We start from the raw sequence: 20,050 nt of genomic DNA on the forward strand, positions 1-20,050 counted from the left end.
TTATCCCACCGTTCCGGGCATCAGCCGTCCGGGACGGGGTTTCCCTGCCCCCCTTAACGTCAAGAGTGAATGTGCTAAGGTAGAGCGCGTTCAAACCATCGATGCGCAGCTATACCAGAGGTTCCCCATGCATGAGTCCCAACCCGAACGTCAATCCCTGCGCCAACTGGTTCGTCAACGCCGCAAAAATCTGAGTCCGGCCGAGCAGCAGGCGGCGGCCCAACAGCTGCTGGCCCAGTTCAAGCAACACCCCGAGATCCTCGCCGCCAAACGCATTGCCCTCTATCTGGCCAATGACGGGGAGATCAACCCCCTGCCCACCATCCACTGGCTGTGGGCCCAGCACAAAGAGGTCTACCTGCCGGTGCTCCACCCTTTTACCCCGGGTCACCTGCTCTTCTTGCGCTATACCGCCACCAGCCCCATGGTACGCAACCGCTACGGCATCGAAGAGCCGGAGCTGGATATCCTGCAGGTGGTGCCCCACAGCACGCTCGATCTTATCTGCACCCCGCTGGTCGCCTTCGATGCCCAGGGCAATCGTCTTGGCATGGGAGGCGGCTACTACGATCGCACTCTCGCCATCTGGCATGAGCACAAGCTGGGCCCCAAGCCGCTCGGCATTGCCCACGACTGCCAGCAGGTGGATACGGTCCCTCAAGAGGAGTGGGATGTGCCGCTGCCCCAGATCATCACCCCGAGCCACTGCTGGCGCTTTGAATAGGCTGTTTTTGGCAGGCAGCCCCTGCTTTGTGCGCGCAAACGCAGAATAAACAGGCAAACGATTTACAAAGTTCCTCTTTTTGCCCAGGAACGTGAGCAACAAGGTCGCGACGGGGTACCGGGTTGGATATAATGCGCCCGCTTTTTTCTTAAGGAACGATCATGACTCAAGATGAAATGAAGAAGGCGGCCGGTTGGGCTGCGCTCAAGTATGTGGTTCCCGGCACCATCGTCGGGGTGGGCACCGGCTCTACCGTCAACCACTTTATCGACGCGCTGGCGACCATGAAGGACGAGATCAAGGGGGCGGTATCCAGCTCCGTGGCCTCTACCGAGCGCCTCAAGGGCTTCGGCATCACCGTATATGATCTCAACGAGATCGACGCCCTCTCCGTCTATGTGGATGGCGCCGACGAGATCAACGCAACCCGCGACATGATCAAGGGCGGTGGCGCAGCCCTGACCCGCGAGAAGATCGTTGCCGCCGTCGCTGACAAGTTCATCTGCATCATCGACAACACCAAGACCGTCGACGTGCTGGGCAAGTTCCCGCTGCCGGTTGAAGTGATCCCGATGGCCCGCGAATACGTGGCCCGCGAAATTCGCAAACTGGGTGGCAACCCGGTGTGGCGTGAAGGGGTGGTCACCGACAACGGCAACCACATTCTGGATGTGAAAGGCATGGCCATTACCGACGCCAAGGCGCTGGAAGTACGACTGAACGCCATTGTTGGTGTGGTCACCAACGGCCTGTTCGCCGCGCGCGGCGCCGATGTTGTCCTGATCGGTACGCCGGACGGCGTGATTACCCAGTAATCCCGACACCGGCAGCACAGTGCAGCGGCATCCTCCCTCCCTCGCCAGCGCCATTTTGCCAACCCTGACACAGCGATGGCGTTGATTGAGCCCCGGGATGGGATACTAACCCAGACATTGCATTCTGAATAAATGACGGCGCCTGATGGCGCCGTTTTTATTTATCCCTCAACAAGTTGCATACGGATGTTTACAACATTCGTTGATAACTTCAAAGAATTTGACTTTCGTCACAAATATTCCCTCTCCCAAACGTTTTTGCTACTTTACGGTTTTCTTCGCACACCAAATCTGCACTTACGTTTGCACATACAGAGGGATCGTCATGACTGCCAAGTTTTCGTTGGACAAGGATAAAATCAAGGTTCTGCTGCTGGAGGGGGTTCACCCCAACACCGTAGAGACCTTTCGTGCCGCAGGTTACACCAGTGTGGAGTATCTCAAGACCTCGCTCTCCGAAGAGGAGCTGATCGAGCAGATCCGCGACGTCCATTTCATCGGGCTGCGCTCCCGCACCCAGATCACCGAGAAAGTCCTCGACGCCGCCAACAAACTGGTCGCTATCGGCTGCTTCTGCATCGGTACCAACCAGGTAGAGCTGGAAGCGGCCCAGATCCGCGGCATTCCGGTCTTCAACGCCCCCTTCTCCAACACCCGTTCGGTCGCCGAGCTGGTACTGGGCGAGATCCTGCTGCTGCTGCGCGGCATCCCCGAGAAAAACGCCAAGTGCCATCGCGGCGTGTGGGAAAAACTGGCCAATCGCTCGGTGGAAGCCCGCGGCAAGAAGCTCGGCATCATCGGCTACGGCCACATCGGTACCCAGCTTGGCATCATCGCCGAGAGCATCGGCATGAAGGTTTATTACTACGATATCGAGAACAAGCTCTCGCTGGGCAACGCCATTCAGGTGCCGAGCATGGTCGAGCTGCTCAATATGTCTGACGTCATCAGCCTGCACGTGCCGGAGACCGCCTCCACCAAGAACATGATCGGTGCCGAGCAGCTGCGGATGATGAAACCGGGCGCCATCTTCATCAACGCCGCCCGCGGTACCGTGGTGGATATCGATGCGCTGGCTGACGTCATCAAGAGCGGCCATATCGCCGGCGCCGCCATCGACGTCTTCCCAGTCGAGCCCAAGTCCAATGACGAGGAGTTCCAAAGCCCGCTGCGTGGGCTGGAGAACGTGATCCTGACTCCGCACATCGGTGGCACCACCCATGAAGCGCAGGAGAACATCGGGCTGGAAGTGGCCAACAAGCTGGTCAAATACTCCGACAACGGCTCCACCCTCTCTGCCGTCAACTTCCCGGAAGTGTCGCTGCCGGGCCATAAGGGCTCCAGCCGCCTGCTGCACATTCACCGCAACCAGCCGGGCGTGATGAACCAGATCAACCAGATCTTCGCCGAAGAGGGGATCAACATCGCCGGTCAATACCTGCAGACCAGCAGCCATATCGGTTACGTGGTGATCGACGTGGAGACCGAGCACAGCGAGAAGGCGCTCGCCAAGCTCAAGGAGATCAACGGCACCATCCGTGCCCGCATCCTCCACTGATAGCCCCTTATCTGCGCAGCAAAAAGCCCGTCGTGATGACGGGCTTTTGTGTGAAGCAGAACCTCAAAGCAGCGTGATGGCTTACCACCACCCCAACAGGTTGCGGCCCACCAGAGCGCCCCACACCAGGGCATTGAGGGCCAACGCGATAAAGACGGCGGCAGAGCCCAAATCCTTGGCGCGACCGGAGAGCTCATGATGCTCGGAGCCAACCCTGTCTACCACAGCTTCAATGGCAGAGTTGAGGATCTCGACGATCACCACCAGCCAGCTGATGACGATAAGCAGCAGGATCTGGTTGAGAGAATCCCCCAGCCAGAAGGCCAGCGGCATCAGCAACAGGATCAGCATCAGCTCCTGCCGAAACGCCGCCTCGTTAATCCAGGCTGACTTGAGCCCCTTCATGCTGTAACCGGTTGCGTTGATGATGCGGGTGACCCCGGTTGCCCCTGGCTTTGCCACGCTAACTACCTCATTTGGAATCGATTTTGGCCTCACATCCTATCAGAGCCCCCCAAGGTTTCAATCAGGGGACTTTTGCTTTATTTTATCTCTTTGCTTTTTCGCCCCTTGCGGCTGACACCACCCACTCGAGACTTGAGTTGTATGTCCATTCACACAGATGAATTGCGCACCCGTCGCCTGGAGTCACTGATCACTCCGAGCGAGCTTGCACACGCGTTTCCGATCACCGATACCATTGCCCAGAATCTGCTGGATGCCCGTCGCGAAGTGGAAGCCATTCTGGCCGGAGACGATCAGCGCCTGCTGGTCATTGTCGGCCCCTGCTCTATCCATGATCCCGCTGCTGCTCGCGAGTATGCCCAGCGCCTCAACGCCCTGCGCGAGCAGTATAAAGAGAGCCTCTGCATCGTGATGCGCACCTACTTCGAGAAGCCGCGCACCATCGTCGGCTGGAAAGGGCTGATCAACGATCCGCGCCTCGATGGCAGCTTCGACGTCAACGAAGGGCTGAAACTGGCACGCAAGCTGCTGGTCGATATCAATGAGCTCGGCATGCCCACCGCCACCGAATTCCTCGATATGGTGACCGGCCAGTATATTGCCGACCTCATCACCTGGGGCGCTATCGGTGCTCGTACCACCGAATCCCAGGTACACCGCGAGATGGCTTCGGCCCTATCCTGCCCGGTTGGCTTCAAGAACGGCACCGACGGCAATACCCGCATCGCCATCGATGCGGTGCGCGCCGCCCGTCACAGCCACATCTTCTATTCGCCGGACAAAGACGGCAAGATGACCATCTACCGCACCGCCGGTAACCCCTTTGGTCATGTGATCCTGCGTGGTGGCCACCGACCCAACTACGACACAGCCAGTGTCGATGAAGCCTGTGAAGCGCTGGCCGATGTGGGCCTGCCGGAGCGTCTGGTGGTCGATTTCAGCCACGGCAACAGCATGAAGGATCACCGCCGTCAGCTGCTGGTCGCGCAAGATATCTGCGATCAGCTGCGACGTGGCCGCACCGGCATCGCCGGCATCATGGCCGAAAGCTTCCTGGTGGAAGGGCGTCAGGATGTGGAGAACGGCTGCGCCGCCACCTTTGGCCAGAGCATCACTGATGCCTGCCTGTCATGGAGCGACACCGAAACCCTGCTGGCGATGCTGGCAGAGGCTGCACTGGTACGCCTTGCCAAGCGGCAAGCCTGAGCCCCGATGACGAATATCGGCTGGCAGATAGTCCCCCTCGACGAGACGCTGCTGGCGCAGTGGGCAACCCTGCGCCAGCAGCTGTGGCCGCACCACGCACTTTCGGCCCACCTGCAGGAAGGGGTTGAGATGTTGGCCAATGCACATCTCAACGCCTTTCTGGCGCTGGATGAACAGAGTCAGGCGGTAGGCTTTGCCGATGCAGCCCTGCGCCACGATTACGTGAATGGCTGCAACAGCAGCCCTGTGATGTATCTGGCAGGGGTCTATGTGCAACCGGCCTCGCGCCAGCGTGGGGTGGCCCAAGCCTTGATCGCTCAGGTGGCGCAGTGGGGCCGCGAGCTGGGTTGCCGGGAACTGGCCTCCGATGCCGCCATCGACAATCTTGACTCGCAGCAGATGCACCAACAACTCGGCTTTGCCGAAACGGAGCGAGTCGTATTCTTCAAAAAGGCCCTCGGCTGACGCCAAGGGCCTTTCTTGTTTCTCACAAACTGGGCATAAACCACACCCGCCCTGCCGCTTCGATGCGGTCGGTGCGGATCTGAAACACCTGCGCCAGCAGCGCCTCATCCACCAGCTCGACACCCCCTTCGCGCACCACCGCGCCCCCTTGCAGGCAGAGAATGCGGTCGGCCCAGTCGATGGCCAGATTGATATCGTGGATGGCGAGCACCACCAGCAAGCCCTGCCCGGCCAGGGTTTTCAGCAACCGCAACAGCGCCAACTGATGATGCAGATCGAGCCCCGCCAGCGGTTCATCCAGCAGCAGCACCTTGCCGGTCGGATTGAGGCTCGGCCACACCTGCAGCAGGGTGCGGGCAATCAGCACCCGCTGCTGCTCGCCCCCCGACAACCGGCTGAAGTCACGAGCCAACAAGGCTTCCAGTTCCAATGCCTCGCACAGTGCATTTATCGCCTCATTCTGTCTGGCGGGTGCAACCATCTCATCGAGCCCCAGGCTCAACACCTGAAACACCGGAATATGAAACAGCTGGGGCTGACGCTGGGGCAGCATGGCGCGCCGTTTGGCAAGCTCGGGCCAACTCATGTCAGTAAGCACTTCCCCCCCCAGCAGCACTGTGCCATCGGCGGGTAAAATCCCCGCCAGCGCCCCGAGCAGGGTCGACTTGCCACTGCCATTGGGGCCAAGCAGCGCCACCAACTGGCCGCCATGCCAGCGGATATCTAGGGGAGAGAGCCGTCCGGCAATGGCGAGTGCGCGCGCCTCCAGCAGCGGCACAGTAGCACGAGAAGAAACCGGCATGGGATCAGCGGGTGACATCGGCATCTTGCCTCCACAACGGGTAAATAAGGAGACTGCGCGCCCCGACCAAATCATGCAGATATTTATGCAGCACCATCGGCAGTTTGCCTCAATAGCAGGTAGATAAAGAGCGGCGCCCCCACCGAGGCGGTGATGACGCCGATAGGCAACTCCCCCGCGCTCAGGGTGGATCGAGCAACCAGATCGGCCGCCAGCAGCAGGGCCCCGCCGCCAAGCGCCGAGGCAGGCAGCAGAAAGCGCTGATCGCTGCCACCGCAGAGCCGCAGCAGATGGGGCACCACCAACCCGACAAAACCGATGACACCACACAACGACACCGCCACACCGGTCAGCAGACAGACCGCCAGCACCAGCCGCACCCGCATCTTGTCTACATCCATCCCCATCAGGCGGGCCTGGGTCTCCCCCAACAACAACTGTTGCAGCGCCTTGCCCTGCCAGCAGAGCCAGCACAGGGTGAGCGGCAGCACCAGCCACCACCAGCCGAACTGCTGGCTGCCGTAAGAGAGGCTCCCCATCATCCAGAACATGAATTCACGCAAGGAGCCATCATCGGCAAAGTACATCAACCAGGTCATGGCGGCATTGGTGAGAATGCCGATGGCGACGCCAAACAATAGCAAGCGGGCATGGCCGAGACGCGCCCGGCGAGCCAGCCGAATGAGCAGCATGGTCACCAGCAGGGCGCCACCGAAGGCCGCCAGCGACAGCCCCCAGCCGGGCAGATAGAGGCCGAGGGATTTGGCCACCGCCATCGCCACCATGGCGGCAAGGCCCGCCCCGCTCGAGACGCCGAGCAGCCCGGGTTCGGCCACCGGGTTGTGCAGCATCACCTGCAACACGGCGCCGCCACAAGCAAGCGCGGCGCCAGCCAAGAGGGTCAGCAAGGCGCGGGGCAGGCGCAGCTCCAGCAGGATGCGCTGTTCGAGATCGCCAAGGGGCTGCCAGGGTAGCAGCACAAACTCGCCCCAGACGAGGGAGAAGAGAAACAGCAGTAAGGTCAGCAGCGTCAGGCCACAGAGCCAGCGCCGCTGCCAGCGCTGCTGGCGGGCGATAAGGGAGAGGTACAAGGAGGATCCCCGAATATCAAGGCTTCCCCCCGGCCCTGTCGCAGCGCCGGGGGAGAAGCAGGAAAAGGGCATGATAACAGTGGCTTGCCACCCAAGGTCAAGGCTGGTAACGCTTGGCCATCACCCTTATCTCGCCGCTGGCCACCAGATTTTGCAGCGCCACCAGCAAGGGCTGGCGCAGCGACTGGTGAGGTGAGTGCTTGCTCATCCCCAGATAGAGGGTCACCGGCGTGGCGGGGCGGTAGTCCGCCTTGCCTATCCGGCTGGCATTTCCCTGACTCAGGGCATAGTCCACCTGACAGTCGGTGCCAATCATCAGCGGCAGGTGACCGCGCTGCACCATGCGCAGCAGCTGATCTTCGGTGGGTACTCCGTGCTTGTCGAGGCGGCTGTCACTGTTGAAGGGCTCAAAGTAGGCGGAGTTGAGCACATAGCCCACCTTCGCCCCCTGCAGATCACGGTATTGGTGGATCCGGGCCACATTGACCGGCTGACCATAAAACGCGGGCCAGCACTGATAGTAGGCAGGCTGCAGATAGTCGATGAACTGCGCCCGCTCGGCGGTATAGGCGAGGCCAATCATCAGATCGACCTGACCGGTCTGCATCTGCTTGAGCGCCCTGCCCCACGGCATCCGCCGTACCTGCAACTCAATGCCGCTCGCCTGTTGCAACCGGCGCAGGATGTCCATGTCGAGCCCCTGCAACCGGCCATCCGCTTGCAGGATGCGAAATGGCGGCCACAGATCGGTGGCTACCGTCAGCGTCGGGGTCGCTCGCACCGGCATGGCAAATAACAGTAACAACACAATCCCGCATAACTTGCCCATCCCGTCGCATACCTCGCACGGCTTATCCTGTTGGTTAAAAATACCCTCCCGCACCACGTATGAAAACCCGTGGTTCAGGGATAAAATGCGCCGGATTTTCAAGGAGAACCCTATGAACCCGATTTTCACCAGTATCGGTCTGCTGCTCTGCAGCAACGTCTTTATGACCTTCGCCTGGTACGCTCACCTCAAGAGCATGAACCATAAACCCTGGATCATTGCCGCCTTGGTGAGCTGGGGTATCGCCCTGTTCGAATACCTGCTGCAAGTGCCCGCCAACCGCATCGGCCATACGGTGATGAGCGTGGGCCAACTTAAAATCCTGCAAGAAGTGATCACACTCACCGTATTCGTCCCCTTCTCTATCTTCTATCTCAAGGAAGATCTGAAATGGGACTATCTCTGGGCAGGGCTCTGCATTCTCGGTGCGGTCTTTTTTGTCTTTCGCGAGAAACTGACCGGCGCCTGAGACTGTACACTCAATATCATCCCGCTCATGGCATCTCATTGATCGACGAGGCAAAAAATGGAATTGCGAGACATGTTACAGATCCTGGCCAAGCAGGATGGCTCAGACCTCTATCTGTCGACCGGCGCGCCCCCCTGCGCCAAGTTTAACGGCGGCCTGCGCCCCCTCAACGAAACGCCGCTGGAACCGGGTGAAGTGGCGCGGATCGCCGCCGAGATCATGGATGGCGAGCAGAAGCAGCAGTTCGAGAAGGATCTGGAGATGAACCTCGCCATCTCCCTGCCCCAGATCGGCCGCTTTCGGGTCAACATCTTCAAGCAGCGCAACGAAGTCTCTCTGGTGGCCCGCAACATCAAGACCGACATCCCCCGCTTTGAAGATCTCAAACTCCCGCCTGTGCTGCTCGACACCATCATGGAGAAACGCGGTCTGGTACTGTTTGTCGGCGGTACCGGCTCGGGTAAATCCACTTCGCTGGCGGCGCTTATCGACCATCGCAACCGCAACAGCGGCGGCCACATCATCACCATCGAAGATCCGGTGGAGTTCGTTCATCGCCACCGCAAGAGCATCATCAACCAGCGGGAGGTTGGCGTGGATACCCGCAGCTTCCACGCAGCCCTGAAAAACACCCTGCGTCAGGCGCCGGACGTCATTCTTATCGGTGAGATCCGCGATCGCGAGACCATGGAACATGCGCTGGCCTTCTCCGAAACCGGCCACCTTGCCATCTCCACCCTGCACGCCAACAACGCCAACCAGGCGCTGGATCGCATTATCAACTTCTTCCCCGAGGAGCGCCGCCCGCAGCTGCTCAACGATCTGGGCAACAACCTCAAGGCCTTTGTCTCCCAGCGATTGGTGAAAACCACCGATGGTGGCCGCCGGGCCGCGGTGGAGATCATGCTCGGCACCCACACCATCCGCGACATGATCAAGCGCGGTGAATTTGGCGGCCTCAAAGAGGTGATGGAAAAATCCAAGGCCCTCGGCATGGTCACCTTCGACAGCGCCCTGTTTGATCTGGTGGTGGAAGGGGTAATTGAGGAAGAAGAGGCGGTGAAAAACGCCGACTCGGCCAACAACCTGCGCCTCAAGATCAAGCTGTGGAAGGAGAAGGGGCAGATCGCCAGCAGCAGCGATGCCACCGGCTGGAGCCTCGAACCCACCAAGGACGAGAAGGGCGATTTTTTCTAACTAGCCCCTCGAGAACCCCGAGCCCGCCCGGGGTTCTCTTTATCCCGCACAGCTGACCCGACTTATCCCTCAGCTCACGCAGATCACGCAGATCACGCAGATCACGCAGATCACGCAGATCATAGCCAGTCAGCACCAACGGCGAACGCGCTGGCAATACGCCACATACTCGTCGCCGAAACGGGCGCGCAGCAGCCGCTCCTCCGGCATGATCTGAAAGCGAGTCAGCCAGGCCACCAGCACGATTGGCCCAACCCAGACCCAACTTCCACCGAGATAACAGCCCCAGGCGGCCAGCCAGCAGAGCAGTCCCAGATACATGGGATTGCGACTGACACGATAAACGCCGCAGGTTACCAGACGACTGGTGTGCTGAGGTTTGGTGGGGCTGACCGTGGTCTGGTGGTGACGAAACCGTTGCAGGGCACCAAATCCCATGATGGCCCCCGCCACGACCAGCACAGCCATCAGCGCCATTGCCCAGATGCCGGGCTGACTCTCCCCTCTTAGCCACCACATGGCCCCGGCACAGAGCAGGAAGATCAGCGGTGGTGGCAAACGTAACTCAAGATTGACCATTTTCTTCCCCTGACGAGTGTCGGCCGAACCCGTGTTGCGGTAGACTCCCAACCAGTCAGCGCCTGTTGAGAGTGACAAAGATCATAATAATAACAACAAGTTGTGGTTAAACCACCACCAATGTGGCCGACCCCGTCCAAACTATCCAACGCGAACAACAAAAAGGAATCACCATGCACAAGAAAACTCTGCTGGCTACCCTGATCTTCGGCCTGCTCGCGGGCCAAGCCGTTGCGGCTCCCTATCTGCCCCTTGCGACGGATCATCGCAACGGCCAGGAGCAAACCGCCAGCAACGCCTGGTTGGAAGTGGATCTGGGCGCCTTTGAACACAATATCCAGACCCTCAAGGATCGCCTCGGCGACAAAGGCCCGCAGATCTGCGCCATCATGAAGGCCGACGCTTATGGTCATGGCATCGACCTGCTGGTTCCCTCCGTGGTCAAGGCCAATATCCCCTGCATCGGCATCGCCAGCAACGAAGAGGCGCGCGTCGCCCGCGAGAAGGGCTTTACCGGCCGTCTGATGCGGGTGCGTGCTGCCACCCCGGATGAAGTAGAGCAGGCCCTGCCCTACAAGATGGAGGAGCTGATCGGCAGTCTGGTGAGTGCCCAGGGTATCGCCGATATCGCCCAGCGCCACCACACCACCATTCCGGTGCATATTGCACTCAACTCCGCCGGCATGAGCCGCAACGGCATCGATCTGCGTCTGGCCGATGCCAAGCAGGATGCGCTGGCCATGCTCAAGCTAAAGGGGATCACCCCGGTCGGCATCATGACCCACTTCCCGGTTGAGGAGAAAGAGGACGTCAAGATGGGGCTGGCCCAGTTCAAACTGGACTCCCAGTGGCTGCTGGAAGCGGGCAAGCTGGATCGCAGCAAGATCACCATCCACGCCGCCAACTCCTTCGCCACTCTGGCCGTGCCGGACGCCTACTTCGACATGGTGCGCCCGGGCGGCCTGCTCTACGGTGACTCCATCCCCTCCCACACCGAATACAAGCGGGTGATGGCATTCAAGACCCAGGTCGCCTCGGTCAACCACTATGCAGCGGGTAACACCGTCGGTTATGACCGCACCTTTACTCTCAAGCGTGACTCCTGGCTCGCCAACCTGCCGCTGGGCTACTCCGATGGTTATCGCCGTGCGCTCAGCAACAAAGCCTATGTGCTGATCCAGGGTCAGAAGGTGCCGGTGGTCGGCAAGACCTCCATGAACACCATCATGGTGGATGTGACTGACCTGAAAGGGGTGAAACCCGGCGACGAGGTGGTGCTGTTTGGCCATCAGGGTGAAGCCGAAGTGAAACAGGCGGATCTGGAGGAGTACAACGGCGCCCTGCTGGCGGACATGTACACCATCTGGGGCTACACCAACCCCAAGAAGATCAAACGCTGATCACGCGATATGAAAAAGGGCTCCCGCGGGAGCCCTTGTTGTTATTGCTTAATTGTCTGCCGCGCTCAAGCGGCCTTTTTACGGGTCACAAACAGACTCAGCCCCATGGATGCCAGCAGGATCAACGCGACTACGCCCAGTGCTATGCCGGTCGGGATCTTGAAGATATCCAGCAGCAGCATCTTGACCCCGATAAACATCAGGATCAGCGCCAGACCGTATTTGAGCAGGGCGAAGCGATCAGCCACACCCGCCAGCAGGAAGTACATGGCACGCAAACCCATGATGGCGAAGATGTTGGAGGTCAGCACGATGAAGGGATCCGTGGTCACCGCGAAGATGGCCGGGATACTGTCCACCGCGAAGATAAGGTCGCTCACCTCCACCAGAACCAGAATGAGCAGCAGCGGGGTGGCATAGCGCACACCGTCACGCCAGACGAAAAACTTCTCCCCTTCCAGGGTCTCGGTCACCTTGAAGCGACGGCGCATCCAGCCCAGCAGCGGATTGTTGGCCAAGTCCGGCTCCTTGTCGGCCGCCCACAACATCTTGGCACCGGTCAGCAGCAGGAAAGCGCCGAACAGATAGAGGATCCAGTGGAACTGCTCGATGAGCCAGCTGCCCGCGAACACCATACCGGCACGCATCACGATGGCACCCAGTACCCCGTACAGCAGCACCCGGCGCTGCAGCTCGGCTGGAATGGCAAAGTAGCCGAACAGCATCAGCCAGACGAAGACGTTGTCCACTGCCAGCGCTTTCTCGATGAGGTAGCCGGTGAGGAACTCCAGCCCTTTCTGGTTGGCAATCTCACGGCCCGCGCTGTGATCGAGCCAGAGCCAGATGGCCAGGTTGAAGAGCAGGGCCACGCTGACCCAGATGAGGGACCAGACGCCCGCCTCTTTGAGGGACACCTTGTGTGACTTGCCGCCACCGACAAAGCGTATGTCTATCCATAACAGGACCAGCACTATGCTGAAGAAACCGGTCCACATCCACCATTCACCCATGTTCACTTCTCCCAAAAACGACAAAACCCACGACCGAGAGGCATGGGTTTGCGTTTGGAGCAGATACACCTTGCCTCTCGGCAAGGTCTCACTTACAGCTGATTTGCATCGACTGCCCGGCTGCCGGGTGCACTGCAGGAAATGGGTGCACCGTAATGACGACAAACCGGCGAGAAGTTACTCCCCTTGTTGCGCGGATAGTAGCAGCGGTAAAAGATAACGCCAAGAGGCATCTTCACTACCGCCAGAAATAAATCGGGGCCCCATCAAGGAGCCCCGCAAACAGGTTCAACACATCCCCATCAGAGCGGGTCGACCTTGAGGCAGGAGACCGCGTGATCGAAGTTCCCCTCCAGCACGGGGCGGGTCTTGGCGCACTCGGGGCCAGCCACCGGGCAGCGGGTGCGGAACACGCAACCGGACGGCGGGTTCATCGGTGAGGGCAAGTCCCCCTCCAGGATCTGGATCACCTTGTTGCGCTCCAGCTCAGGGTCCGGGATCGGCACCGCTGACATCAGCGCCTTGGTGTAGGGGTGCAACGGGTTGGCGAAGATCTCCTTGCGAGTCCCCAGCTCGACGGCGTTGCCCAGATACATCACCAGTACCCGGTCGGAGATGTGCTTGACCACCGACAGATCGTGGGCGATGAAGATAAGCGACAGCCCCATCTCCTTTTGCAGGGATTTGAGTAAGTTGACCACCTGCGCCTGAATGGATACGTCAAGCGCCGACACCGGCTCGTCGCAGATGATCATCTTGGGCTCGAGGATCAGCGCCCGGGCGATACCGATCCGCTGGCACTGGCCGCCAGAAAACTCGTGCGGGTAGCGGTTGACCAGGTTGGGCAAGAGCCCCACCTTGCTCATCATGGCGCGCACCTTCTCCTTCACCTCTTCCCGCGGCAGGTTGGGATAGAAGGTGATGAGCGGCTCGGCAATGATGTCGCCGATGGTCATGCGCGGGTTCAGAGAAGCCAGCGGGTCCTGGAAGATCATCTGGATCTCTTTGCGCTTCTCGCGCAGGGCATTCTGATCGAGCTTGGTAAGATCGTCACCCAGCCACACCACCTTGCCATCGGTGGCCGGTACCAGACCGATGATGGCGCGGGCAAAGGTCGATTTGCCGCAGCCGGACTCCCCCACCACACCGAGGGTTTCACCCTCATAGAGACGCAAGGTCACCCCATCGACCGCCTTGAGGTCGGACGGTTTGGCCCAGGGCCACGCCTTGCCACTCTTGATACTGAAGTGGACCTTGAGGTCAGACACTTCCAACAGCAATTTTTTGTCGGCACCCATTTAGTTGGCCCCCTTGTTCATGGCATCCGAAACCCAGTGGCAAGCACGCTCCCGACCGTCGTTGAACGGGGTCAGGATCGGTGACTGCTGGCCGCAAATCTCGCTGACCCGGTGGCAACGCTCCTGGAAGGGGCAGCCGGTCGGCAGACGCAGCAGGTTGGGCGGATTGCCCGGGATGGTGGGCAGCACTTCCCCTTCGGTATCGAGACGAGGAATGGCGCGCAGCAGGCCTTCGGTGTAGGGGTGGCTCGGGCGATAGAAGATATCGTCTACCTTGCCGTACTCCATGGTACGACCGGCATACATCACCAGCACCTTGTTGCAGATACCGGCGACCACGCCAAGGTCATGGGTGATCATGATGATGGCAGTGTTGAACTCGCGCTTGAGCTCGTTCATCAGAGTCATGATCTGGGCCTGTACGGTCACGTCGAGTGCGGTAGTCGGTTCGTCGGCGATCAGCAGTTGCGGCCGGCAGAGCAGCGCCATGGCGATCATCACCCGCTGACGCATACCGCCGGAGAACTCGTGGGGATACATCCCCATCCGCTTGCGTGCTTCGGGAATTTTCACCGCATCGAGCATCCGTACCGACTCTTCGAACGCTTCCGCCTTGCTGACGCCCTTATGCAACATCAGCACTTCCATCAGCTGATCCTGCACCTTCATGTAGGGGTTGAGCGAGGTCATGGGGTCCTGGAAGATCATGGCGATCTTCTCGGAGCGGATCTTGTTGAGCTTGGACTCCGGCAGGTTGAGGATCTCCTCCCCCTGAAACTTGGCGGAGCCCGTAATAATGCCGTTTTTGGCCAGCAGCCCCATGATGGCAAAGGCCGTCTGGGATTTGCCAGAGCCGGACTCGCCGACGATCCCCAGGGTTTCACCCGCAGAGAGAGAAAAGTTGAGGTCGTTGACCGCCACCACATTGCCGTCCGGGGTCTTGAACTCGACCCGCAGATCTTTCACATCCAGTAACTTCATATAAAAACTCCTTATCGATCTTTCGTGATGCTTTCCTGTCGACCCGATGCTCGATTAACGATCTTTCGGATCGAGGGCGTCACGCAGACCATCCCCGAGGAAGTTGAAGCAAAACAGGGTCACCACCATAAAGCAGGCGGGGAACAGCAGTTGCCAGATGGCCACTTCCATCGACTTGGAGCCTTCATCCAGCAGGGCACCCCAGCTGGTCATCGGTTCCTGAACCCCAAGGCCCAGGAAACTCAGGAAGGATTCAAACATGATCATGCCCGGCACCAGCAAGGTGGCGTAAACGGCCACGATACCGAGTACATTCGGTACGATGTGACGGGTGATGATCTTCCACTTGGAGACGCCACAGACGTGGGCTGCCTCGATAAACTCCTTGCTCTTGAGGCTGAGAGTCTGGCCGCGCACGATCCGCGCCATGTCGAGCCAGCTCACCGCCCCGATGGCGATAAAGATGAGTGCCAGATTGCGGCCAAAGAAGGTGACCAGCATGATGACAAAGAACATGAAGGGGAAAGCGTTGAGGATCTCCAGTACCCGCATCATCAGGCTGTCGACCCGACCACCGATAAAGCCGGAGGCCGCGCCATACAAAGTACCGATGATGACCGCCACCATGGCACCCATGATGCCGACCATCAGGGAGATGCGACCGCCCAGCAGGGTGCGCACGAACAGATCTCGCCCCAGACTGTCGGTTCCGAAGTAGTGACCCGCTTCCATATCGGGCGGCGACTGCATGGCACCCCAGTCCGGATCGTCAAAGGTGTATTGGGACAGATGGGGACCAAAGATGACCGCCAGACCGATGATGGTCAGAATGATCAGGCTGGTCAGGGCCGCCTTGTTGCGCAGGAAACGGCGACGGGCATCCTTCCACAGGGAGCGCCCCTCCACCACTTCCACTTTTTGCGCGAACGCCTCGATGGCGTCGCGTTTTTCAGTTGAAACAACCATGATGAACTCCCGAATTAGTAACGGATCTTGGGATCGATAAAGGCGTAGAGAATATCGACCACAGCGTTAAAGGTGATGGTGAGGGCGCCGACCAGAATGGTCAGACCGAGCACCATGGAGTAATCACGGTTAAGGGCACCGTTGACGAACAGCTGACCGATCCCCGGCAGGCCGAAGATGGTCTCGATCACCACGGAACCTGTGATGATGCCGACAAAGGCCGGGCCCAGATAGGAGACCACCGGCAACATAGCCGGACGCAGCGCGTGTTTCAGGATGATGTGTCGCAGCGGCAAGCCCTTGGCACGGGCGGTACGGATGAAGTTGGAGTTCATGGTCTCGATCATGCTGCCCCGCATGATCCGCGAGATGGCAGAGATGTAGTACATCATCATGCCAAACACCGGCAGCACCATAAACTGGATGCCACCACCCTGCCAGCCACCGGCAGGGAACCAACCCAGATGAATACTGAAAAACAGCACCAGCAAGGGCGCCAGCACAAAGCCCGGGATCACCACCCCGGCCATGGCCGACGACATCAGCAGATAGTCGATGATGGTGTTCTGTTTCAGTGCCGCTATGGTGCCGAAGGTGACCCCCAGCAGCACGGCGAAGAAGAAGGCCGTGGTCCCGATCTTGGCGGAAACAGGCAGCGCCTGGCTCACCAGATCATTGACGGTGAAATCCTTGTATTTGAAAGAGGGGCCCAAATCACCCTGCACTAGGTTGCCCAGGTAGGTGAGATATTGCATGCCAATGGGTTTGTCGAGCCCGTATTTGGCCTCGATGTTGGCGATGACTTCGGGGGGCAGTGAACGCTCGCTGGTAAAGGGGTTACCGGGGGCGAAACGCATCATGAAGAAAGAGACGGTGATCAAGACCAGCAGAGTCGGGATCGCTTCCAATAGCCGTTTAAAAATGAATTTCAACATAGACATTTCCTGTCCTGTACTGCTTCCAAATGGTCGCGGTTGTAATAAAGGCCCGCCGTCTGGCGGGCCCTGCTTGTTATGCGACTTGTTGCTTTAAATCAGTGAGCAATGATGTACATATCTTTGCTGTAGAGGTTATCCAGCGGGTTGGCCGGGTAGCCGCCTACATAGGGTTTGACCATACGGGCAGTCACGTACTGGTAGATGGGGGCGATCGGCATGTCTTTGGCCAGGATCTCTTCAGCCTGGACGTAGAGCTTGTTACGGGCAGCCACATCGACCTGATCACGGGATGAATCCATCAGCTTGTCGAACTCCGGATTGGAGTACTTGCCGTCGTTGTTACCGTGGGTGGTCTGCATCAGATCCAGCATGGAGGAGGCTTCGTTGTAGTCGGCGATCCAGCCGGCACGACCTACGTCAAACTGACCCTGTTTCTTGGTTTCCAGGTAAGTTTTCCACTCCTGGTTGACCAGGCTCACCTGCACGCCCAGCTTCTTCCACATGGAGGCCACGGCCACAGCCACTTTCTTGTGGTTGTCATCGGTGTTGTAGAGCAGCTCGAACTTCAGCGGCTTGCTGGCATCGAAACCGGCCTCTTGCAGCAGCGCTTTGGCCTTGGAATCACGCTCGGCCTGGGTCATCTTCGACCACTCGGGCGCTACCGGCTTGAAGCCATCGACGAAGTCCGGCACCAGGGTGTAACCCGGCGTCTGACCCTGACCCATCACCTTGTCGGCGATCACGTTGCGATCGATGGCATAGGAGAGCGCAGTACGGACACGCACATCGTCAAACGGCTTCTTCTTGACGTTGTACTGGTAGTAGTAAGTACCAACATAACCGGTCACTTTCAGCTCGTCCGGCTTCTCTTTCTTCATCTGCTTGAAGCGCTCGATGGGCATCTGATAGGTGATGTCCACTTCGCCCGCCAGATAGCGGCTCAGGTCGGCGTTGGTAGACTGGATGGGCAGATAGACCACCTTGTTGATAACGGTCTTGCCATCGTTCCAGTAGTGCTTGTTGCGCTCCACTTCGACGCGCTCGTTCACCACCCAGTTCTTCAGGGTATAGGCACCGTTGGATACCATATTTTCCGGCTGGGTCCACTTGTCACCGAACTTCTCGATCACCTTCTTCGGTACCGGATAGGTGGTGGTATGGGAGAGCATGCTGACGAAGTAAGGGATCGCTTTCTCGAGCTGCACTTCGAAGGTGTAGTCGTCGGTCGCCTTCACGCCCAGCGTATCAGCCGGCTTTTTACCTGCGATGATCTCGGAGGCATTGGCAATGGTCGGGATCTCCAGATACCAGGAGTAAGGAGAGGCAGTTTTCGGATCAACGGCACGCTGGAAAGCAAAGACGAAATCGTGGGCAGTGACCGGGTCACCGTTGGACCACTTGGCATCTTTGCGCAGATGGAAGACGTAGTGCTTGTTATCCTTGGTTTCCCAGGATTCAGCCACTGCCGGGAGAATTTCCCCTTTCGGGCCGGAAGCAACGAGACCTTCGAACAGGTCGCGCAGGATATTGGATTCGACCGTTCCTTCGGTCTTGTGCGGGTCAAGGGTCGCAGGCTCGGAGCCGTTGCCTTTTACCAGTTGCTGGACTTCAGCCAGCTTGGTTCCCGCCGGGACATCGGCAGCCTGAGCCACATTGACGCCACCAAACAGTGCAGCCACCAGCAATGTGTTAATCATTGTTTTTTTATGAGTCATTTCCCTACTCCAACAAGAACATTCCATGCGTTTTTTAAAGTGACGGGGTTAAAACCCGCTCCCAGCATAATTCCCTGCCAATTCCGATAATGCAACAGATATTGTCAGGGTAATCGTCATTTTCTGGTCAAAAAATCAGCCGTCATGCGCTTTTTCAGTATTAAAACACCAGCAAAGCGCTCATTTTTCACACAAACGACCGATTCTAGAAAAGACCGGGCAAAAAGCAACCAATAAAAAGCCGGTCACGAGGACCGGCTTTCATAAAGCGGAGCTGGCTCACATCAGGCTGGGGAAAACCCCCTTGATGCCGGCCACCATGATCTCGATACCCAGCGACATCATGATAAGACCCATGATACGGGTCACCACGTTGATGCCGGTGTTGCCCATGATCTTGAACAGCAGCGGCGCGGCGCGGAAGATGAGCCAGGAGCAAAAGGAGAAGACCACGACAACCACTGACATGCCGAGTAGCTGCTGCCAGTGGCTCTGGCTGGCATAGACAATCACCGAGGAGATGGCACCGGGACCCGCCATAAGCGGCAGCGCCAGCGGTACCACGGCGATAGATTCGCGCACCGCCAGTTCGCCCTTTTCCTGTTTGTTATGCTTCACCTCGCCCAGCTTGCCCTGCAGCATCGACCAGGCAATCAGGGTAATCAGCGACCCACCGGCGATCCGGAACGATGCCAGCGAGATGCCAAACCCATCGAGGATCAGCTGCCCCATATACATGGAGACCAGCAGGATCACCATCACCGCGATATTGGCGGTGGTATTGGTTTTCATCCGCTCGGCCTGGGTATGGTGGCTGGTCAGGCTGACAAACACCGGCAACAAACCAAGCGGGTTGATAATTGCGAACAAACCGACAAAAAACTTCAAATACAACGAGACGTCAATTGCTGCCATAGGCGCCTTCCAATAGAGTTTCGGGCCCAGCGGGCCAGTCCATTAATTTCGTGCGTAAATTTACATCATAGCCAGAGCGGGCACCAATCAAATAATCTCACCATTTTGAGGGTTTTTTAGTTAGTTCATCTAATGCATCAGCGCTAACTGGCATAAACCGATGCCAAAAACCCTTTCTACCGCCCGACACGCGCCAGAAAAGTGAGCGCAAGCCTGCTTAATCATGACCAGAGAGTCCGACGATGACAGACCGAATGATCAAGCGACTCGAGAGGATCCAGGCTTTGCCTTCCCACTATTTCAGGCCAGACATCACGTCATTGACTCGGCAAGAGAGCCACAATGCAAAAACCGGGAAAGGGGGCAGAAATGGCCCCCTCGGGGAATAAAGCGGATTAGTCATGGATTAAAACAACAATCATTTTTGCAACAAACGCTGGAATAAAGTGCGTTTGTCGGTGATTTTGAAACCAATTCACTCATATTTGCTAACCTATACCGCCAAAATAGCTCTGCAATCCTATGTTCGATTGCAATTAACCACTTGATAAATGTGGTTTATTACCCTGCGTTAACAAGTCTCTCGCCTTTCCCTTTGATGCACATTCCGATAACATCAGTCAAACA

The 20,050-nt window shown here is 58.4% G+C and carries 20 protein-coding genes; 8 read left to right on the forward strand and 12 right to left on the reverse strand.

The annotated features are described in order from the left end of the window. Positions 1-127: 127 nt before the first annotated feature. The 3 genes from I6L46_RS09425 (at position 128) to serA (ending at position 3,097) form a co-directional block, all read left to right on the forward strand. A complete protein-coding gene (locus I6L46_RS09425) occupies positions 128-724 on the forward strand; it encodes a 5-formyltetrahydrofolate cyclo-ligase (RefSeq protein ID WP_042083872.1) in 597 nt (198 codons plus the stop codon). A 161-nt stretch (positions 725-885) separates the two neighbouring features. After that, a complete protein-coding gene (gene rpiA / locus I6L46_RS09430; RefSeq protein WP_042083875.1) occupies positions 886-1,539 on the forward strand; it encodes a ribose-5-phosphate isomerase RpiA in 654 nt (217 codons plus the stop codon). A 325-nt stretch (positions 1,540-1,864) separates the two neighbouring features. Then, positions 1,865-3,097 (forward strand): phosphoglycerate dehydrogenase, encoded by a 1,233-nt coding sequence (serA, locus tag I6L46_RS09435; RefSeq protein ID WP_005337639.1) that lies wholly within the window; start codon positions 1,865-1,867, stop codon positions 3,095-3,097. A gap of 81 nt (positions 3,098-3,178) precedes the next feature. Here the strand turns inward: serA and I6L46_RS09440 are convergent, their stop codons facing one another. Continuing rightward, entirely contained in the window at positions 3,179-3,559 is a 381-nt protein-coding gene (locus tag I6L46_RS09440; RefSeq protein ID WP_005337641.1) for a diacylglycerol kinase, read from the reverse strand. 144 nt (positions 3,560-3,703) lie between these two features. Between I6L46_RS09440 and I6L46_RS09445 the strand changes: the two genes are divergently transcribed. Together I6L46_RS09445 and aac(6') are read left to right on the forward strand one after the other, a co-directional pair. Continuing rightward, positions 3,704-4,768: a 3-deoxy-7-phosphoheptulonate synthase gene (locus I6L46_RS09445; protein ID WP_213386391.1), complete on the forward strand. Its 1,065-nt coding sequence runs from the start codon at positions 3,704-3,706 to the stop codon at positions 4,766-4,768. Between the two features lie 6 nt (positions 4,769-4,774). Beyond that, positions 4,775-5,233 (forward strand): aminoglycoside 6'-N-acetyltransferase, encoded by a 459-nt coding sequence (gene aac(6') / locus I6L46_RS09450; RefSeq protein WP_216977954.1) that lies wholly within the window; start codon positions 4,775-4,777, stop codon positions 5,231-5,233. 22 nt (positions 5,234-5,255) lie between these two features. Here the strand turns inward: aac(6') and I6L46_RS09455 are convergent, their stop codons facing one another. The 3 genes from I6L46_RS09455 to I6L46_RS09465 all read right to left on the reverse strand — a co-directional run bounded on the left by I6L46_RS09455 (position 5,256) and on the right by I6L46_RS09465 (position 7,955). Further along, the gene (locus I6L46_RS09455) at positions 5,256-6,053 is read right to left on the reverse strand and encodes an ATP-binding cassette domain-containing protein (RefSeq protein ID WP_216978037.1); all 798 of its coding nucleotides are present in this window, start codon (positions 6,051-6,053) and stop codon (positions 5,256-5,258) included. A gap of 65 nt (positions 6,054-6,118) precedes the next feature. Then, positions 6,119-7,126, reverse strand: a complete 1,008-nt coding sequence (btuC, locus tag I6L46_RS09460; RefSeq protein WP_216977955.1) for a vitamin B12 ABC transporter permease BtuC — start codon at positions 7,124-7,126, stop codon at positions 6,119-6,121. Positions 7,127-7,223: 97 nt separating this feature from the next. Next, entirely contained in the window at positions 7,224-7,955 is a 732-nt protein-coding gene (locus I6L46_RS09465) for an ABC transporter substrate-binding protein (protein ID WP_216977956.1), read from the reverse strand. A gap of 112 nt (positions 7,956-8,067) precedes the next feature. Here I6L46_RS09465 and I6L46_RS09470 point away from each other — a divergent pair, with 112 nt between their 5' ends. Together I6L46_RS09470 and tapW are read left to right on the forward strand one after the other, a co-directional pair. Continuing rightward, complete coding sequence (locus tag I6L46_RS09470) at positions 8,068-8,424, forward strand: DMT family protein (RefSeq protein WP_005337656.1); 357 nt, start codon at positions 8,068-8,070, stop codon at positions 8,422-8,424. Between the two features lie 57 nt (positions 8,425-8,481). Next, complete coding sequence (gene tapW, locus I6L46_RS09475) at positions 8,482-9,621, forward strand: type IVa pilus ATPase TapW (RefSeq protein WP_005361600.1); 1,140 nt, start codon at positions 8,482-8,484, stop codon at positions 9,619-9,621. A 129-nt stretch (positions 9,622-9,750) separates the two neighbouring features. Here the strand turns inward: tapW and I6L46_RS09480 are convergent, their stop codons facing one another. After that, on the reverse strand, positions 9,751-10,200 hold the full coding sequence (locus I6L46_RS09480) for an isoprenylcysteine carboxylmethyltransferase family protein (protein WP_005361602.1): 450 nt from the start codon (positions 10,198-10,200) through the stop codon (positions 9,751-9,753). Positions 10,201-10,373: 173 nt separating this feature from the next. Between I6L46_RS09480 and alr the strand changes: the two genes are divergently transcribed. Beyond that, complete coding sequence (alr, locus tag I6L46_RS09485; RefSeq protein ID WP_216977957.1) at positions 10,374-11,600, forward strand: alanine racemase; 1,227 nt, start codon at positions 10,374-10,376, stop codon at positions 11,598-11,600. Between the two features lie 65 nt (positions 11,601-11,665). Here alr and I6L46_RS09490 read toward each other — a convergent pair whose 3' ends face one another. From I6L46_RS09490 to I6L46_RS09520, 7 genes are all read right to left on the reverse strand, one after another. Next, complete coding sequence (locus I6L46_RS09490; protein ID WP_005337664.1) at positions 11,666-12,610, reverse strand: TerC family protein; 945 nt, start codon at positions 12,608-12,610, stop codon at positions 11,666-11,668. 302 nt (positions 12,611-12,912) lie between these two features. Beyond that, positions 12,913-13,908, reverse strand: coding sequence for a murein tripeptide/oligopeptide ABC transporter ATP binding protein OppF (oppF, locus tag I6L46_RS09495; protein WP_005337666.1), 996 nt, complete (start codon positions 13,906-13,908; stop codon positions 12,913-12,915). Beyond that, on the reverse strand, positions 13,909-14,889 hold the full coding sequence (locus I6L46_RS09500; protein ID WP_005337668.1) for an ABC transporter ATP-binding protein: 981 nt from the start codon (positions 14,887-14,889) through the stop codon (positions 13,909-13,911). Between the two features lie 54 nt (positions 14,890-14,943). After that, entirely contained in the window at positions 14,944-15,855 is a 912-nt protein-coding gene (gene oppC / locus I6L46_RS09505; protein WP_019446650.1) for an oligopeptide ABC transporter permease OppC, read from the reverse strand. Between the two features lie 14 nt (positions 15,856-15,869). Further along, positions 15,870-16,790 carry an oligopeptide ABC transporter permease OppB gene (oppB, locus tag I6L46_RS09510; protein WP_005337672.1) on the reverse strand — a complete coding sequence of 307 codons (921 nt, stop codon included), beginning with the start codon at positions 16,788-16,790 and terminating at the stop codon, positions 15,870-15,872. Positions 16,791-16,888: 98 nt separating this feature from the next. Continuing rightward, positions 16,889-18,508, reverse strand: a complete 1,620-nt coding sequence (locus I6L46_RS09515; protein ID WP_216977958.1) for an ABC transporter substrate-binding protein — start codon at positions 18,506-18,508, stop codon at positions 16,889-16,891. Positions 18,509-18,787: 279 nt separating this feature from the next. Beyond that, on the reverse strand, positions 18,788-19,423 hold the full coding sequence (locus I6L46_RS09520; protein WP_005337678.1) for a YchE family NAAT transporter: 636 nt from the start codon (positions 19,421-19,423) through the stop codon (positions 18,788-18,790). Between the last annotated feature and the right edge of the window lie 627 nt (positions 19,424-20,050).

This window comes from Aeromonas sp. FDAARGOS 1416, from assembly GCF_019048085.1.
Taxonomy (GTDB): domain Bacteria; phylum Pseudomonadota; class Gammaproteobacteria; order Enterobacterales; family Aeromonadaceae; genus Aeromonas; species Aeromonas veronii.

What these genes read in the sequence shown, in the direction of transcription:
- tapW (WP_005361600.1), top strand. Translation starts at nt 8,482, where the DNA reads ATGGAATTGCGAGACATGTTACAGATCCTGGCCAAGCAGGATGGCTCA.
- I6L46_RS09425 (WP_042083872.1), top strand. Translation starts at nt 128, where the DNA reads ATGCATGAGTCCCAACCCGAACGTCAATCCCTGCGCCAACTGGTTCGT.
- oppF (WP_005337666.1), bottom strand. Translation starts at nt 13,908, where the DNA reads ATGGGTGCCGACAAAAAATTGCTGTTGGAAGTGTCTGACCTCAAGGTC.
- rpiA (WP_042083875.1), top strand. Translation starts at nt 886, where the DNA reads ATGACTCAAGATGAAATGAAGAAGGCGGCCGGTTGGGCTGCGCTCAAG.
- I6L46_RS09455 (WP_216978037.1), bottom strand. Translation starts at nt 6,053, where the DNA reads ATGTCACCCGCTGATCCCATGCCGGTTTCTTCTCGTGCTACTGTGCCG.
- I6L46_RS09445 (WP_213386391.1), top strand. Translation starts at nt 3,704, where the DNA reads ATGTCCATTCACACAGATGAATTGCGCACCCGTCGCCTGGAGTCACTG.
- I6L46_RS09465 (WP_216977956.1), bottom strand. Translation starts at nt 7,955, where the DNA reads ATGGGCAAGTTATGCGGGATTGTGTTGTTACTGTTATTTGCCATGCCG.
- I6L46_RS09520 (WP_005337678.1), bottom strand. Translation starts at nt 19,423, where the DNA reads ATGGCAGCAATTGACGTCTCGTTGTATTTGAAGTTTTTTGTCGGTTTG.
- I6L46_RS09500 (WP_005337668.1), bottom strand. Translation starts at nt 14,889, where the DNA reads ATGAAGTTACTGGATGTGAAAGATCTGCGGGTCGAGTTCAAGACCCCG.
- I6L46_RS09515 (WP_216977958.1), bottom strand. Translation starts at nt 18,508, where the DNA reads ATGACTCATAAAAAAACAATGATTAACACATTGCTGGTGGCTGCACTG.
- alr (WP_216977957.1), top strand. Translation starts at nt 10,374, where the DNA reads ATGCACAAGAAAACTCTGCTGGCTACCCTGATCTTCGGCCTGCTCGCG.
- I6L46_RS09490 (WP_005337664.1), bottom strand. Translation starts at nt 12,610, where the DNA reads ATGGGTGAATGGTGGATGTGGACCGGTTTCTTCAGCATAGTGCTGGTC.
- oppC (WP_019446650.1), bottom strand. Translation starts at nt 15,855, where the DNA reads ATGGTTGTTTCAACTGAAAAACGCGACGCCATCGAGGCGTTCGCGCAA.
- I6L46_RS09470 (WP_005337656.1), top strand. Translation starts at nt 8,068, where the DNA reads ATGAACCCGATTTTCACCAGTATCGGTCTGCTGCTCTGCAGCAACGTC.
- oppB (WP_005337672.1), bottom strand. Translation starts at nt 16,790, where the DNA reads ATGTTGAAATTCATTTTTAAACGGCTATTGGAAGCGATCCCGACTCTG.
- serA (WP_005337639.1), top strand. Translation starts at nt 1,865, where the DNA reads ATGACTGCCAAGTTTTCGTTGGACAAGGATAAAATCAAGGTTCTGCTG.
- I6L46_RS09480 (WP_005361602.1), bottom strand. Translation starts at nt 10,200, where the DNA reads ATGGTCAATCTTGAGTTACGTTTGCCACCACCGCTGATCTTCCTGCTC.